Below are 12,701 nucleotides of genomic sequence, written 5' to 3'. Positions count from 1 at the left end.
TGAGAGCATCTTGGAAGAAACAAAAACAGTTTGGGAGCACCTCAAGGACAGGGCCCGCGCCGAAAAATGGATTATCGGCCTGTCGACTGTCGTCACGGCCGCGCTTATTCTATCCGGCATTCACACGATCGCCGCGTTGCTGTTCTGGCTTGTGTGGATGACGGCGCTGTTCAACCGCTCGGCAAACCCCACGCCGCCGGCCATGCCCGTGGTTCAGGCTGCGGTGGAAGAGCCCGACCTCGGCATGCTTGCCGCTGCCTTCAACGCGCTCGACACGCCCATCCTGGTGGTCGCGCCCGATGAGACCGTGGTACTGCAGAACCATGCGGCCGAAAAGACATTCGGTACCATCCCGGCAAAGACCGACCTTTCTGCACGGGTTCGCTCGCCTGGCATTCTCGACATGGTTCGCGAGACGATCATCACCGGCAAGGCGAACCAGATCGAACATTCCGAGCGTTTTCCGTCGGAATCGGTCTATATCGTGCGCGTCGCTCCGGCCGAACTCGGATCTCTGAAGGAAAGGCTCTATATCCTGTCCTATCGCGACATATCGCAGGCGCGCCGCATCGACCGGATGCGCTCCGATTTCGTTGCCAATGCCAGCCATGAGCTGAGGACGCCACTCGCCTCGCTGCGCGGCTTCATCGAAACCCTGCAGGGCCCTGCGCGCAGCGATCCCAAGGCGCATGAGAAATTCCTCGGTATCATGCATGAGCAGGCGACGCGGATGAGCCGCCTCGTCGATGATCTGCTGTCGCTGTCGCGGCTGGAACTCAAATCCCACATCGCACCGGACGAGGCGGTCGATCTCGCCCCGCTGCTCGGTCATGTGCGCGATGCGCTGTCGCCGCTGGCAGCGGATGTCGGTGTGGAGATTTCGCTGGTCGTACCGGATGATCCCGTCGTCGTTCAGGGCGATCGCGATGAACTGACCGAAGTTTTCGAGAATCTGATAGAAAACGCCTGCAAATATGGCCAGGAGGGGAAAAAGGTCGAAGTGACCCTCTCCGGTGGTGGCGACGAGCCGGCCGAAGTCTCCGTCCGGGACTATGGGCCGGGAATCCCGGCCGAGCATGTCCCTCGGATTACCGAACGATTCTATCGGGTTAACGTAGAGGCCAGCCGTTCGAAAAAAGGCACGGGTTTGGGGCTTGCCATTGTCAAGCATATCCTCACCCGCCACCGCGCCAGATTGCTCGTTCAATCCGAAATCGGCAAGGGCACTGTGTTTACCGTGAGGTTTTGACACAAACTCGTTGTCTAAATCGTCGAAATTGAAAAAATTTCAACTATTTCAAGATGATAGACTGTCACAAATGTTTCGTGAAATTGACATAAAAGGTGAGGCCATCGGGCGCTAACTAGGGCGGCCGATCGACACGGCGAAAGCGAGCGCTAATGAAAAGCGCACCCACACAAGCCCATTCTGGGAGAATTCTGATGAAAGCCTTGAAACTCACTGTTGCAGCCCTGGTTGCATCTGCCGCTTTTGCCGGCGTTGCGATTGCACGCGACCAGATCCAGGTTGCCGGTTCCTCGACCGTTCTGCCTTACGCAAAGATCGTCGCTGAAACCTTCGGTGAAACTTTCCCCGACTTCAAGACCCCGATCGTTGAGTCGGGCGGCACCGGCGGCGGCCTGAAGGAATTCTGCAAGGGTGTTGGCCCGGACACGATCGACATCGCCAACGCTTCGCGCAAGATCAAGGACAGCGAACTCGAAACCTGCAAGGCAGCCGGCGTTACCGAGATCCAGGAAGTCAAGATCGGTTATGACGGCATCGTCTTCGCGACCGACGCCGGCAATGCCGAGCTGAAGCTGGTTCCGAAGGACCTCTACCTCGCTCTGGCCGCTGAAATCGTCGTTGACGGCAAGCTCGTTGCCAATCCCTACAAGAAGTGGTCGGAAGTCAACAAGGACCTTCCGGACGTTGAAATCGCTGCTTACATCCCGGGCGAAAAGCACGGCACCCGCGAAGTCTTCGAAGAGAAGATCCTGGCTGCCGGCTGCAAGGATAACGGCGCCAAGGACGTCATCAAGGGCCTCATCGCCGATGAGAAAGAAGCTGCCAAGAAGTGCGTCGCAGTCCGCAAGGACGGCTTGGCTGTCGACATCGACGGCGACTATACCGAAACGCTTGCCCGCATCGCGTCCAACAAGAACGGCATCGGCGTCTTCGGTCTGGCCTTCTTTGAAAACAACGCTGACAAGCTGAAGGTCGCAACAGTCAACGGCGTTGCCCCGTCGGTCGAAACGATCGCTTCCGGCGACTATCCGGTTTCCCGCCCGCTGTTCTTCTACGTCAAGAAGGCGCATCTCGGCGTGATCCCGGGCCTCAAGGAATATGTCGAGTTCTTCCTTGACGACCAGATGATCGGCCCGGACAGCCCGCTCGCAGCCTACGGCCTGGTTTCGGCCCCGGACGCTGAGCGCGAAGAAGGCCGCAAGGCTTTCGAAGCCGGCAACATGCTCTAATCCATTGAGCAATGTCCGGCACGGCAATCTTGCCGTGCCGGACATCCCGAGTTCGGATTGCCGGTTTTCCATGATTGGAGGCCGGGGGGACATGTCGATGAACACATCACTTCTCTTTTTGCTTGTTTTGATTATCGGCTTTGCGGCCTTTCTCGCCGGACGCGCCCGGGCAATTGCCACCACGAACGGCAAGCTTTCTGTCCTTCATTCCCTTCCCGGATATCACGGCACCTACGCGGCTATCTGTGCGATCATCCCGGCAGCGATTGTTCTTGGCGTCTGGGCCATTGCAGCACCCGCCTATATCGACAGCAGCGTGCGCGGCGGCCTTCCGGAAGCGGTGCTCAGCCAGGGCGCGGCGACCACCGAACTCGCACTCGGCCAGGTAAAGTCTGTCGCCAACGGTTTGAACCTGCTGGATGACGCGGAATTGGCCGCGCTCAACAATGGCTCCGCCGATTTGCGCGACGTGCTGGCGGCAAAGGGTGTTCCGCTTGCCGGCGACGGCGAATCCTACATGATCAAATCCGCCACCCAGTTCAATGCAATGATCTCGACAAGCCGCATCGTCATGGCGGTCGTGGTTCTCCTGATCTCGGTTGCCGGCGCCATCTTCGCGCTGCGCGGCATCTCCGCCCCCTTCCGCGCTCGCAACCAGGTCGAGCGCGTCATGCTCTGGACTCTGATGCTTGCCTCGTCGATCGCGATCCTGACGACGATCGGCATCGTCGGCTCGATGCTGTCGGAAGCGATCCGTTTCTTCAATTCGGTCTCGCCGGCCAGCTTCTTCTTCGGCACGGTCTGGGACCCGCGTTTCGCCGCCGCCGGCAGCGAGGCGACGCAGGGCCAGTTCGGCCTCTTGCCGCTCCTCGCAGGCACGCTCTATATCGCTTTCGTCGCCATGCTGTTTGCAGTACCGATCGGCCTCTTCGCGGCGATCTATATGTCCGAATATGCGCGGCCTGCGATCCGCTCGACGGCCAAGCCGCTGCTCGAAATCCTCGCCGGTATCCCGACCATCGTCTACGGCTTCTTCGCCCTGGTCACTGTCGGCCCGTTCCTGCGCGATATTTCCGCCCAGCTGAATGGGCTCGTTACCGGCAACTACGTCTCCTTCATTCAGGCGCAGAGCGTGCTGACGGCCGGTATCGTCATGGGCGTCATGCTGATCCCGTTCGTGTCCTCACTTTCCGATGACATCATTACGCAGGTGCCGCGTGCCCTGCGCGATGGCTCGCTCGGGCTGGGCGCCACCCGGTCGGAAACGATCAAGAAGGTCGTTCTGCCGGCAGCGCTCCCGGGCATCGTCGGCGCGTTGCTCCTGACCGCATCGCGTGCCGTCGGTGAAACCATGATCGTGGTGCTTGCCGCCGGTGTTGCCGCGCGCATGCAGCTCAATCCCTTCGAGGCGATGACGACGGTGACCGTCAAGATCGTCAATCAGCTGACCGGCGACCTCGAGTTCAACTCGCCGCAGACGCTGGTGGCTTTCGCGCTTGGCATCACGCTGTTCTGCATCACGCTCGGCCTCAACATCTATGCACTCTACATTGTGCGCAAATATCGGGAACAGTACGAATGACCGAGATCGTTTCCTCTTCGTCCCCCGCCTCCGTGCGCCCCGCTGTAGCCAAACGCGATATCGGCATCAAGCGCCGCTACGCCGCCGAACGCCGCTTCCGTGCCTATGGCGTGGCGGCGATCCTCACCGGCCTGTTCTTCCTGTTCGTCCTTCTCTGGACGGTCATTTCGAACGGCTACACGGCCTTCCAGCAGACGACGATCACACTGCCGATCGAGTTTGCCGAAAAGGTCATCGATCCGAAGAACGAGCGAGCGACTAAGCCGACGAAGCTGATGACGGCCAACTATCCGCTGTTGGTGCGCGACGCCCTCGTCAAGGCACTGGGCATCGATCCGGCCAACCGCGCCCTGGTCAAGAAGGCAACGGAAATGGTTTCGGCCAGTGCCCGCACCCAACTGCGCGACATCGTCATTGCCAATCCGTCGGTAATCGGCACCACGGTGAACGTGCCGCTGCTGGCCGAAGGCAATATCGACAGTGCCAACAAGGGCCAGATCGACCTCAAGATCGATGAAACCAAGCGCAAGGTCAACGACCAGCAGATCGCCTGGATGAAGACGCTCACCGATAGCGGTGCCCTGACGAAGGACTTCAACACCGGCATCTTCACCTTCGGCGCCTCCAGCCGCCCGGAAGCAGCAGGCATCGGTGTGGCAGCCCTCGGCTCGCTCTACATGATGCTGATCGTACTTGTGTTGGCGCTGCCGATCGGCGTCGCCGCGTCCATCTACCTCGAAGAGTTCGCGCCAAAAAACCGGCTGACGGACCTCATTGAGGTCAACATCAACAATCTCGCCGCCGTCCCCTCGATCGTCTACGGTCTGCTTGGCCTGTCGATCTTCATCAACTTCGCCGGCATGCCGCGCTCGGCAGCGCTGGTCGGCGGCCTGGTGCTGACGCTGATGACCCTTCCGACGATCATTATCGCCACGCGTGCGGCGCTGAAGGCCGTGCCGCCCTCGATCCGCGCGGCTGCCCTCGGCCTCGGCGCCTCGAAGATGCAGACCATCTTCCACCACGTGTTGCCGCTCGCCATGCCAGGCGTGCTGACGGGCACGATCATCGGTCTGGCGCACGCGCTCGGCGAAACGGCGCCGCTGCTCCTGATCGGCATGGTGGCCTTCGTCGTCGATTTTCCCGGCTCGCCGATGGACCCGTCTACCGCATTGCCCGTGCAGATCTACATGTGGGCCAATGAAGCCGAACGTGCATTTGTCGAACGGACCTCGGGCGCGATCATCATCCTTTTGATCTTCCTCGTGGTCATGAATCTTGGCGCAATCCTGTTGCGGCGTCGCTTTGAGCGACGCTGGTAGTGAGGTAAGAACATGAACATGATGTCAGAAGCAGCAGTTGAAAAGGCGCTGGATCAGAAAATGAACACTGTTCCCTTCAAGATGAACGGCAAGGACGTGTCGGTCTATTACGGCGAGAAGCGCGCTCTTTTCGACGTGAACCTCAACGTTCGTGAAAACACAGTCACGGCTCTGATCGGCCCGTCCGGCTGCGGCAAGTCGACCTTCCTGCGCACGCTGAACCGCATGAACGATACGATCGACAACTGCCGGGTCACCGGCAAGATCACGCTTGACGAGGAGGATATCTACGATCCGGCCATCGACGTGGTCGAACTGCGGGCACGCGTCGGCATGGTCTTCCAGAAGCCGAACCCGTTCCCGAAGTCGATCTACGAGAATGTTTCCTACGGCCCGAAGATCCATGGCCTGGCGCGCTCCAAGGCCGAATTCGACCAGATCGTCGAAACCAGCCTGCATAAGGCAGGTCTGTGGAACGAGGTGAAGGATCGCCTGCATGAGCCGGGCACTGGTCTCTCCGGCGGTCAGCAGCAGCGTCTGTGTATTGCGCGCGCCGTTGCCGTCAGCCCGGAAGTCATCCTGATGGACGAACCCTGCTCGGCTCTGGACCCGATTGCGACCGCCAAAGTCGAGGAACTGATCCACGAACTGCGCACCAACTTCACCATCGTCATCGTTACCCACTCGATGCAGCAGGCGGCACGCGTTTCGCAACGCACCGCCATGTTCCATCTCGGCAATCTGGTCGAGGAGAACGATACCGACAAGATGTTCACCAATCCGGATGACCAGCGCACCCAGGATTACATCATGGGCCGCTTCGGCTGACGCATATCTTGCCGCTTTCCGATGTAGGGAGCGGTGGCGCGCTTTGAACCGGGACCATGAACACAAGGAAAAACGATCATGTCCACGCACATTGCTTCCGTCTATGACGAAGATCTCAAATACCTGAACCGGCGCATCTCCGAGATGGGCGGCCTTGCCGAGCAGATGGTCGCCGAATCCGTGCGGGCACTGGTCAACGCGGACCTCGCGCTCGCCCAGAAGGTCATCTCCGACGACGCCATCATGGATGAGGCCGAACGCCAGATCGGCGAGAAGGTGATCGTCACCATCGCAAGACGCCAGCCGGTCGCATCCGACCTGCGCGAACTGATGGGCTCCATCCGTATTGCTGCCGATCTTGAGCGTGTCGGCGATCTCGGGAAGAACACGGCCAAGCGGGTGATCGCCGTTTCGAGCGCCAGCTTGCCGCGGCAGCTGGCTCGCGGGCTGGAGCACCTGGCCGAACTCGCGCTGATGCAGCTGAAGGAAGTGCTCGATGTCTATGCGTCGCGGTCGCCGGAAAAGGCCAACAGCATCCGTGAGCGGGACAATGAAATCGATGCGATCTACACGTCGCTGTTTCGCGAGCTCCTGACCTACATGATGGAAGATCCGCGCAACATCACGCCGTGCACGCATCTTCTGTTCTGCGCCAAGAATATCGAACGCATCGGCGACCATGCGACAAATGTCGCCGAAACGATCTATTACATGGCGACCGGCTCCCAGCCGGCCGGGGAACGTCCGAAGGACGATACCGCCAATACCGTCGGCGCGATCGGCAACTGATCGCCGCGCCGGATCGGAAATAGGTAAGTGAAATCTAGGCATTTGACTGCCCGACGGCTTTCGGGCCGCCGGACGAGCCCCTTGCAATGAGGGCAAGGCGTCAAGGAGTTGAGACCGCATGCTGCCAAGAATTGCCGTTGTCGAAGACGAGGAAGCGCTGAGCGTTCTCCTGCGTTACAATCTTGAGGCCGAAGGCTTTGAAGTCGATACGATCAACCGCGGCGACGAAGCGGAAATCCGGCTGCAGGAGCGCCTGCCGGATCTCCTGATCCTCGACTGGATGCTGCCGGGCGTCTCCGGCATCGAGTTGTGCCGCAGGCTTCGTCAACGCTCCGAAACCGAGCGCCTGCCGATCATCATGCTAACGGCACGCGGTGAAGAGAGCGAGCGGGTCCGCGGCCTTGCCACGGGCGCTGACGACTATGTGGTCAAGCCGTTCTCGACGCCGGAGCTGATGGCGCGGGTGAAGGCGATGCTGCGGCGCGCGAAGCCGGAAGTGCTGTCGACGCTGCTGAAATGCGGCGATATCGAGCTCGATCGCGAAACCCACCGCGTTCACCGCAAGACCCGCGAGGTCCGCCTCGGACCGACCGAGTTCCGGCTCTTGGAATTCTTCATGACCTCGCCCGGCCGCGTCTTTTCGCGCTCGCAGCTGCTCGACGGCGTCTGGGGCCACGACATCTATGTCGACGAGCGCACCGTCGACGTCCATGTCGGCCGCCTGCGCAAGGCGCTGAACTTCTCCAACATGCAGGATGTGATCCGCACCGTGCGAGGCGCGGGCTATTCCCTGGAAAGCTGACTGCACTTGAGTGAAACACGGAAAAGGGGCCGGCCGGCCCCTTTTTATGTTTAGTGGTTTGCGGCGTTCACCGAGCCCGACGGCGTTCGCCGGAAGGCTGATAGGCCAGCTTTGCGTGGAAGGTGCAGTAGGGCGATGTATCGGGCGAGTCATTGCCGCAGAAATGAAACTCTTCCTTCATCGGGTCGCCGATCGGCCACTTGCAGGTGCGGTCCGTAAGCTGCGTCAGCGCCAGGCGGCGGGACATCGGCACGACCACGTTGCTGACCGGTGCGACGTACTGGTCCTCAATGGCGTCGATTTCCACCTCTTCCTTCATGACGGTGGCGCCCGTGGTGCGTGTCACGGTGCGGTTGGTGACGCGCGCAGCGTAGTTCGGCGCGCGCGGTGCGGATGTCGCCGGACGCTTGGCGCGGGCGGTGGTTGCCGTGCTGCCGCCAGCCTTGGCACGGCCGGGCAGGCAAAGCCGGTGCACCTTGCCGATGACCGCGTTTCGGCTGACGCCGCCGAGCTGCGCGGCGATCTGGCTCGCGCTCAATCCTTCTGACCACAACTTCTTGAGTTTCTCGACCCGCTCGTCAGTCCAGTTCATGGTCTTTTCTCCATTCACAGCGTTGGTGATGGTCGAATCCTCCACCGTACCCCGGACGGACTCCGAGGCTGAAACGCGATAACTCTTTTGGTGACTAGGTCCGCCGCATGCGTTCTAGTAATTAGTTGTTAAGGTAGAGGTAGGGGGACTCGCTGACAAGAGTCCCCGGAATCCGAGCGAATCGATTTTCGAGTTTTCCCCAACTTGCTTGGCATGCGTGGCATTTTTGCAAGAGCGTGCGGTCAAAAAAATCGATGTCGCGATGGCGGCGTGAATTGCCGCAAATTGCCGGCTTTTGTTGACATTGCGGTGCGAAATGAAGATAGTGATTTTGCCGCCGCGAGGCGGCATTTTGATTTTTTAAGGGCTGACCTCAGTCCGAGCTGAGCCAACCGAAACAATCACCGTGATGATTGAGGAGACATGCGCCATGGCCGATGCCACGCCGCTTTATGACACATATGCCCGCGCCCCCTTGCGGTTTGAGCGCGGCGAAGGCGTCTGGCTGGTTGCGGAGGATGGCACGCGCTATCTCGATTTTGCCGCCGGTGTCGCGGTCAATTCGCTCGGCCATGCCCATCCGCACCTCGTTTCGGCGCTGAAGGAGCAGGCGGACAAGGTCTGGCATCTCTCCAATCTCTATGAGGTTCCCGGACAGGAAAGCCTGAGCCGCCGGCTGACTGAAGCCACCTTTGCCGACAAGGTATTCTTCACCAATTCGGGTGCGGAAGCACTGGAATGCGCGATCAAGACCGCGCGGCGCTATCACTTCTCCAAGGGGCATCCGGAAAAGTTCCACATCATTACCTTCGAAGGCGCCTTTCACGGCCGGACGCTGGCGACCATCGCGGCCGGCGGTCAGGCAAAGTATCTCGAGGGTTTCGGTCCGAAGGCGCCGGGTTTCTATCAGGTTCCGTTCAACGACATGACGGCGCTGAAAGCGGCCATCACGGAGGAAACCGCCGCGATCCTGATCGAGCCGATCCAGGGCGAGGGTGGCATCCGCACGGTACCGAAGGAATTCCTGCAGGAGGTGCGCTCGCTGTGCGACGAATACGGCTTGCTTCTGATCCTCGATGAGGTCCAGTGCGGCATCGGCCGGACCGGCAAGCTGTTTGCCTATGAATGGGCAGGTCTCACGCCCGACATCATGGCCGTCGCCAAGGGGATCGGCGGCGGTTTTCCGCTCGGTGCCTGCCTTGCGACGGCGGATGCGGCTTCCGGCATGGTCGCCGGAACGCATGGCTCGACCTATGGCGGCAATCCGCTGGCCATGGCTGTGGGCAATGCCGTTCTCGATATCGTCCTGGCCGATGGTTTCCTGCAGCATGTCCGCGATGTGGCGCTGGTTTTCCGCCAGGGCCTCGCTTCGCTTGCCGATCGTTTCCCCGATGTCATCGAGGAAATCCGCGGCGAAGGCCTGATGCTCGGCATCAAGGCCAAGGTACCGTCCGCAGACCTGCTCAAGGCGATCCGCGCCGAGCGGCTTCTGGCCGTGCCTGCGGGTGAAAACGTCATCCGCCTGCTGCCGCCGCTGGTAACGACGGCCGAGGAAGCTCGCGAAGGCTTGGCGCGGCTCGAGCGGGCGGCCGAACAGCTGACGGCGGAACGACGAAAGGCCTCGGCCTGAACGACGTTCCCCTTCCCATGCTGAAAACACAGGACTTTGAATAGAAATGGCCAGACACTTTCTCGATCTTTCTGCCATGACGGCAGCCGACCTGCGGGCGATCATCGAAGACGCCCGCGTCCGCAAGGCTGCCACCAAGGCCGGCACGGCCGAAAAGCCGCTTGCCGGCAAGATGCTGGCGATGATCTTCGAGAAGCCATCGACCCGCACGCGCGTGTCCTTCGATGTCGGCATGCGCCAGCTCGGCGGCGAGACACTGTTCCTCTCCGGTACCGAAATGCAGCTCGGCCGCGCCGAAACCATCGGCGACACGGCCAAGGTGCTGTCGCGCTATGTCGATGCCATCATGATCCGCACGACCGATCACACCCGGCTGCTCGAACTTGCCGAGCATGCAACCGTACCGGTGATCAACGGCCTGACGGACACGACACATCCCTGCCAGATCATGGCCGACATCATGACCTTCGAGGAGCATGCAGGCCCGGTGAAGGGCAAGACCATTGCCTGGACCGGCGATGGCAACAATGTGTTGCATTCCTTCGTCGAAGGGTCCGCCCGTTTCGGCTATCGGATGAATATGGCTGTTCCGCTTGGTTCCGAGCCGGACGACAAGATCCTCAACTGGGCCCGCGACAATGGCGGCGACATCAAGCTCTATCATGACGCCGATCAGGCGGTTGTCGGCGCCCATTGCGTGGTGACCGACACTTGGGTGTCGATGAACCTGGAACACCGGGCGCGCGGTCACAACGTCTTCCAGCCCTTCCAGGTCAATGCGGAGCTGATGGCGAAGGCCGAAAAGGACGCGCTGTTCATGCATTGCCTGCCTGCCCATCGCGGCGAGGAGGTGACGGACGACGTGATCGACGGCAAGCAGTCAGTGGTCTTCGATGAGGCGGAAAACCGCCTGCATGCGCAGAAATCGGTTCTCGCCTGGTGCCTCGGCGCGCTTTGACGAGCGCGCTACCGCGCATATTGAAAACGGGACCGCGGCACACGATCTATGCTGCAATTGGATGACCGGCGGGTAGCTCAGCCTCCGTGCCGGTCATTCGCGTTCAGAATATCCAGCCATCCGTGCCGCTGTCTGCAGCGGGTGCGGAGAAGAGCAAGCAGCCGTTTTTCCGAGTGACGATCTGGACAAAACGGGCCTGCGCAGGATCAATAAGAGAGCATCGGGCATCACGTCGCCAAAGGTTCCAGCCTTCGGCTTGTCGATGTCCGAGGGCTAAGGAGCAGAGTGATGACGGAAGTAGACCCGGGCCTCGGCCAGTTCGATTTTGCCGGCGACGATCATGTCGTGCCGTTTCAGGTGGAGGGCCTCGACGTGCGCGGCCGTGCCGTCCAGCTCGGCCCGATGCTCGACGCCATCCTCGAACGCCACAATTATCCGCTACCGGTCGCCCGTCTCGTTGCCGAAACGGTGGTGCTGACGGTCCTGCTCGGTACCTCGCTGAAATTCGAAGGCAAGCTGATCGTCCAGACGAAAAGCAACGGTCCGGTCGATCTGGTCGTCGCAGATTTCTCGACGCCGGACCGGGTGCGTGCCTATGCCCGCTACGACGAGGAAGCCCTGTCGCGCGCCCAAGAAAACGGCCTGACCAAACCGGAGCATCTGCTGGGCGAAGGCATTCTCGCCTTCACCATCGACCAGGGCGCCCACACGCAGCGCTATCAGGGCATTGTGCCGCTCGATGGCGCCTCGCTGGAGGAGATCGCCGGCGTCTATTTCCGCCAGTCGGAACAGATCCCGACCAAGGTGCGCCTCGGTGTCGCTGAGTTGCTGGACCGCGATGAAAACGGCCAGCCGCGCCATCGCTGGCGGGCCGGCGGCATGGTCGCCCAATTCCTGCCGGAAGCGCCGGAGCGCATGCGCCAGGCGGATCTTCACGGGGGGGATGGCGACAACGGCGAGCATGCCATTGGGGTCGACGATCTCTGGGGCGAGGCAAGCGTCATGGTCCAGAGTATCGACGCAGACGAACTGACCGATCCGACGGTCGGAACCGAGCGGTTGCTCTACCGGCTGTTCCATGAGCGCGGCGTCAAGGTCTATCCGCCCCAGGCGGTTTACGACAAGTGCAGCTGCTCGCGCGAGAAACTCCGCGACGTGCTGGCAAGTCTGAGCCAGGAGGATCTTGATCACGCGGCGCAGGACGGAATGGTTTCGGTCACATGCGAGTTCTGCTCGACGACCTATCGTTTCGAGGCAACGGAAGTGAAGCCGCAGTGAAAAGCTGCGGCCCTAGTTCAAGGTCCGAGCCTGGCCGGGCGAATCCAGCGAGAAGGCGGGAATATCGACCGTGAAGGTATCGCCCTCCGGTGTTTCCATCGAATAGTGGCCGAACATCACGCCCGACGGCGTGTCGAGCGGGCAGCCTGATGAATATTCATAGGTGTCGCCGGGATTGAGAACCGGCTGCTCGCCGATGACGCCTGGGCCATTGACTTCGTCGACCTGGCCGTTTTCGTCGGTGATGTGCCAGTAACGGGTCATCAACCGCACAGTCTTGCCGGAAAAGTTGGAAATCAGGATGCGGTAGCCCCAGACATAACGGCTGTCCTCCGGATCGGACTGCTCCTCCAGATAGTAAGGCTCTACGGTCACCTCGATATCGCGAGTTAGCGCGCGGTACATATGCAAACCCTTTTCAAGTCTATGGGCGATATTCTACAGC

General features: G+C 60.8%; 12 protein-coding genes. 10 read left to right on the top strand and 2 right to left on the bottom strand.

Translation table 11 applies throughout. From position 1 onward, the window contains the following. Nucleotides 1-7 precede the first annotated feature (7 nt). From phoR to phoB, 7 genes are all read left to right on the top strand, one after another. Nucleotides 8-1,249, top strand: coding sequence for a phosphate regulon sensor histidine kinase PhoR (gene phoR / locus ACSQ2Z_RS19575; RefSeq protein WP_436083132.1), 1,242 nt, complete (start codon nucleotides 8-10; stop codon nucleotides 1,247-1,249). Nucleotides 1,250-1,443: 194 nt separating this feature from the next. Then, nucleotides 1,444-2,478 carry a substrate-binding domain-containing protein gene (locus tag ACSQ2Z_RS19570; RefSeq protein WP_436082737.1) on the top strand — a complete coding sequence of 345 codons (1,035 nt, stop codon included), beginning with the start codon at nucleotides 1,444-1,446 and terminating at the stop codon, nucleotides 2,476-2,478. A gap of 97 nt (nucleotides 2,479-2,575) precedes the next feature. Then, nucleotides 2,576-4,060, top strand: a complete 1,485-nt coding sequence (pstC, locus tag ACSQ2Z_RS19565; protein WP_436082736.1) for a phosphate ABC transporter permease subunit PstC — start codon at nucleotides 2,576-2,578, stop codon at nucleotides 4,058-4,060. Further along, complete coding sequence (pstA, locus tag ACSQ2Z_RS19560) at nucleotides 4,057-5,379, top strand: phosphate ABC transporter permease PstA (RefSeq protein WP_436082735.1); 1,323 nt, start codon at nucleotides 4,057-4,059, stop codon at nucleotides 5,377-5,379. The genes pstC and pstA overlap by 4 nt, the downstream gene beginning before the upstream one ends. A gap of 12 nt (nucleotides 5,380-5,391) precedes the next feature. Next, the gene (gene pstB, locus ACSQ2Z_RS19555) at nucleotides 5,392-6,207 is read left to right on the top strand and encodes a phosphate ABC transporter ATP-binding protein PstB (protein ID WP_436082734.1); all 816 of its coding nucleotides are present in this window, start codon (nucleotides 5,392-5,394) and stop codon (nucleotides 6,205-6,207) included. A 78-nt stretch (nucleotides 6,208-6,285) separates the two neighbouring features. Beyond that, nucleotides 6,286-6,996, top strand: coding sequence for a phosphate signaling complex protein PhoU (phoU, locus tag ACSQ2Z_RS19550; protein ID WP_436082733.1), 711 nt, complete (start codon nucleotides 6,286-6,288; stop codon nucleotides 6,994-6,996). Between the two features lie 118 nt (nucleotides 6,997-7,114). After that, on the top strand, nucleotides 7,115-7,798 hold the full coding sequence (gene phoB / locus ACSQ2Z_RS19545) for a phosphate regulon transcriptional regulator PhoB (protein ID WP_436082732.1): 684 nt from the start codon (nucleotides 7,115-7,117) through the stop codon (nucleotides 7,796-7,798). A 67-nt stretch (nucleotides 7,799-7,865) separates the two neighbouring features. Here the strand turns inward: phoB and ACSQ2Z_RS19540 are convergent, their stop codons facing one another. Next, the gene (locus ACSQ2Z_RS19540; protein WP_436082731.1) at nucleotides 7,866-8,390 is read right to left on the bottom strand and encodes a GcrA family cell cycle regulator; all 525 of its coding nucleotides are present in this window, start codon (nucleotides 8,388-8,390) and stop codon (nucleotides 7,866-7,868) included. A gap of 430 nt (nucleotides 8,391-8,820) precedes the next feature. On the opposite strand from ACSQ2Z_RS19540, the gene ACSQ2Z_RS19535 reads away from it, so the two are divergent. The 3 genes from ACSQ2Z_RS19535 to ACSQ2Z_RS19525 all read left to right on the top strand — a co-directional run bounded on the left by ACSQ2Z_RS19535 (nucleotide 8,821) and on the right by ACSQ2Z_RS19525 (nucleotide 12,256). Further along, entirely contained in the window at nucleotides 8,821-10,020 is a 1,200-nt protein-coding gene (locus tag ACSQ2Z_RS19535) for an aspartate aminotransferase family protein (RefSeq protein WP_436082730.1), read from the top strand. A gap of 46 nt (nucleotides 10,021-10,066) precedes the next feature. Next, nucleotides 10,067-10,978, top strand: coding sequence for an ornithine carbamoyltransferase (argF, locus tag ACSQ2Z_RS19530; RefSeq protein ID WP_436082729.1), 912 nt, complete (start codon nucleotides 10,067-10,069; stop codon nucleotides 10,976-10,978). A 288-nt stretch (nucleotides 10,979-11,266) separates the two neighbouring features. After that, on the top strand, nucleotides 11,267-12,256 hold the full coding sequence (locus ACSQ2Z_RS19525) for an Hsp33 family molecular chaperone (protein ID WP_436082728.1): 990 nt from the start codon (nucleotides 11,267-11,269) through the stop codon (nucleotides 12,254-12,256). A gap of 12 nt (nucleotides 12,257-12,268) precedes the next feature. On the opposite strand, the gene apaG is transcribed toward ACSQ2Z_RS19525, so the two are convergent. Further along, nucleotides 12,269-12,661 carry a Co2+/Mg2+ efflux protein ApaG gene (gene apaG / locus ACSQ2Z_RS19520; RefSeq protein ID WP_436082727.1) on the bottom strand — a complete coding sequence of 131 codons (393 nt, stop codon included), beginning with the start codon at nucleotides 12,659-12,661 and terminating at the stop codon, nucleotides 12,269-12,271. Nucleotides 12,662-12,701 lie beyond the last annotated feature (40 nt).

The organism is Pararhizobium sp. LjRoot235 (genome assembly GCF_964254145.1).
Lineage (GTDB): Bacteria > Pseudomonadota > Alphaproteobacteria > Rhizobiales > Rhizobiaceae > Pararhizobium.
The sequence above is the reverse complement of the archived record's forward strand: the minus strand, read 5'-3'. Positions and strand labels throughout refer to the sequence as shown.

Bases quoted from the DNA above. Each gene is read 5' to 3' on its own strand.
- ACSQ2Z_RS19540 (WP_436082731.1), bottom strand. From the start codon at position 8,390: ATGAACTGGACTGACGAGCGGGTCGAGAAACTCAAGAAGTTGTGGTCA.
- ACSQ2Z_RS19535 (WP_436082730.1), top strand. From the start codon at position 8,821: ATGGCCGATGCCACGCCGCTTTATGACACATATGCCCGCGCCCCCTTG.
- ACSQ2Z_RS19525 (WP_436082728.1), top strand. From the start codon at position 11,267: ATGACGGAAGTAGACCCGGGCCTCGGCCAGTTCGATTTTGCCGGCGAC.
- argF (WP_436082729.1), top strand. From the start codon at position 10,067: ATGGCCAGACACTTTCTCGATCTTTCTGCCATGACGGCAGCCGACCTG.
- phoB (WP_436082732.1), top strand. From the start codon at position 7,115: ATGCTGCCAAGAATTGCCGTTGTCGAAGACGAGGAAGCGCTGAGCGTT.
- ACSQ2Z_RS19570 (WP_436082737.1), top strand. From the start codon at position 1,444: ATGAAAGCCTTGAAACTCACTGTTGCAGCCCTGGTTGCATCTGCCGCT.
- pstB (WP_436082734.1), top strand. From the start codon at position 5,392: ATGAACATGATGTCAGAAGCAGCAGTTGAAAAGGCGCTGGATCAGAAA.
- pstA (WP_436082735.1), top strand. From the start codon at position 4,057: ATGACCGAGATCGTTTCCTCTTCGTCCCCCGCCTCCGTGCGCCCCGCT.
- apaG (WP_436082727.1), bottom strand. From the start codon at position 12,661: ATGTACCGCGCGCTAACTCGCGATATCGAGGTGACCGTAGAGCCTTAC.
- phoU (WP_436082733.1), top strand. From the start codon at position 6,286: ATGTCCACGCACATTGCTTCCGTCTATGACGAAGATCTCAAATACCTG.
- pstC (WP_436082736.1), top strand. From the start codon at position 2,576: ATGAACACATCACTTCTCTTTTTGCTTGTTTTGATTATCGGCTTTGCG.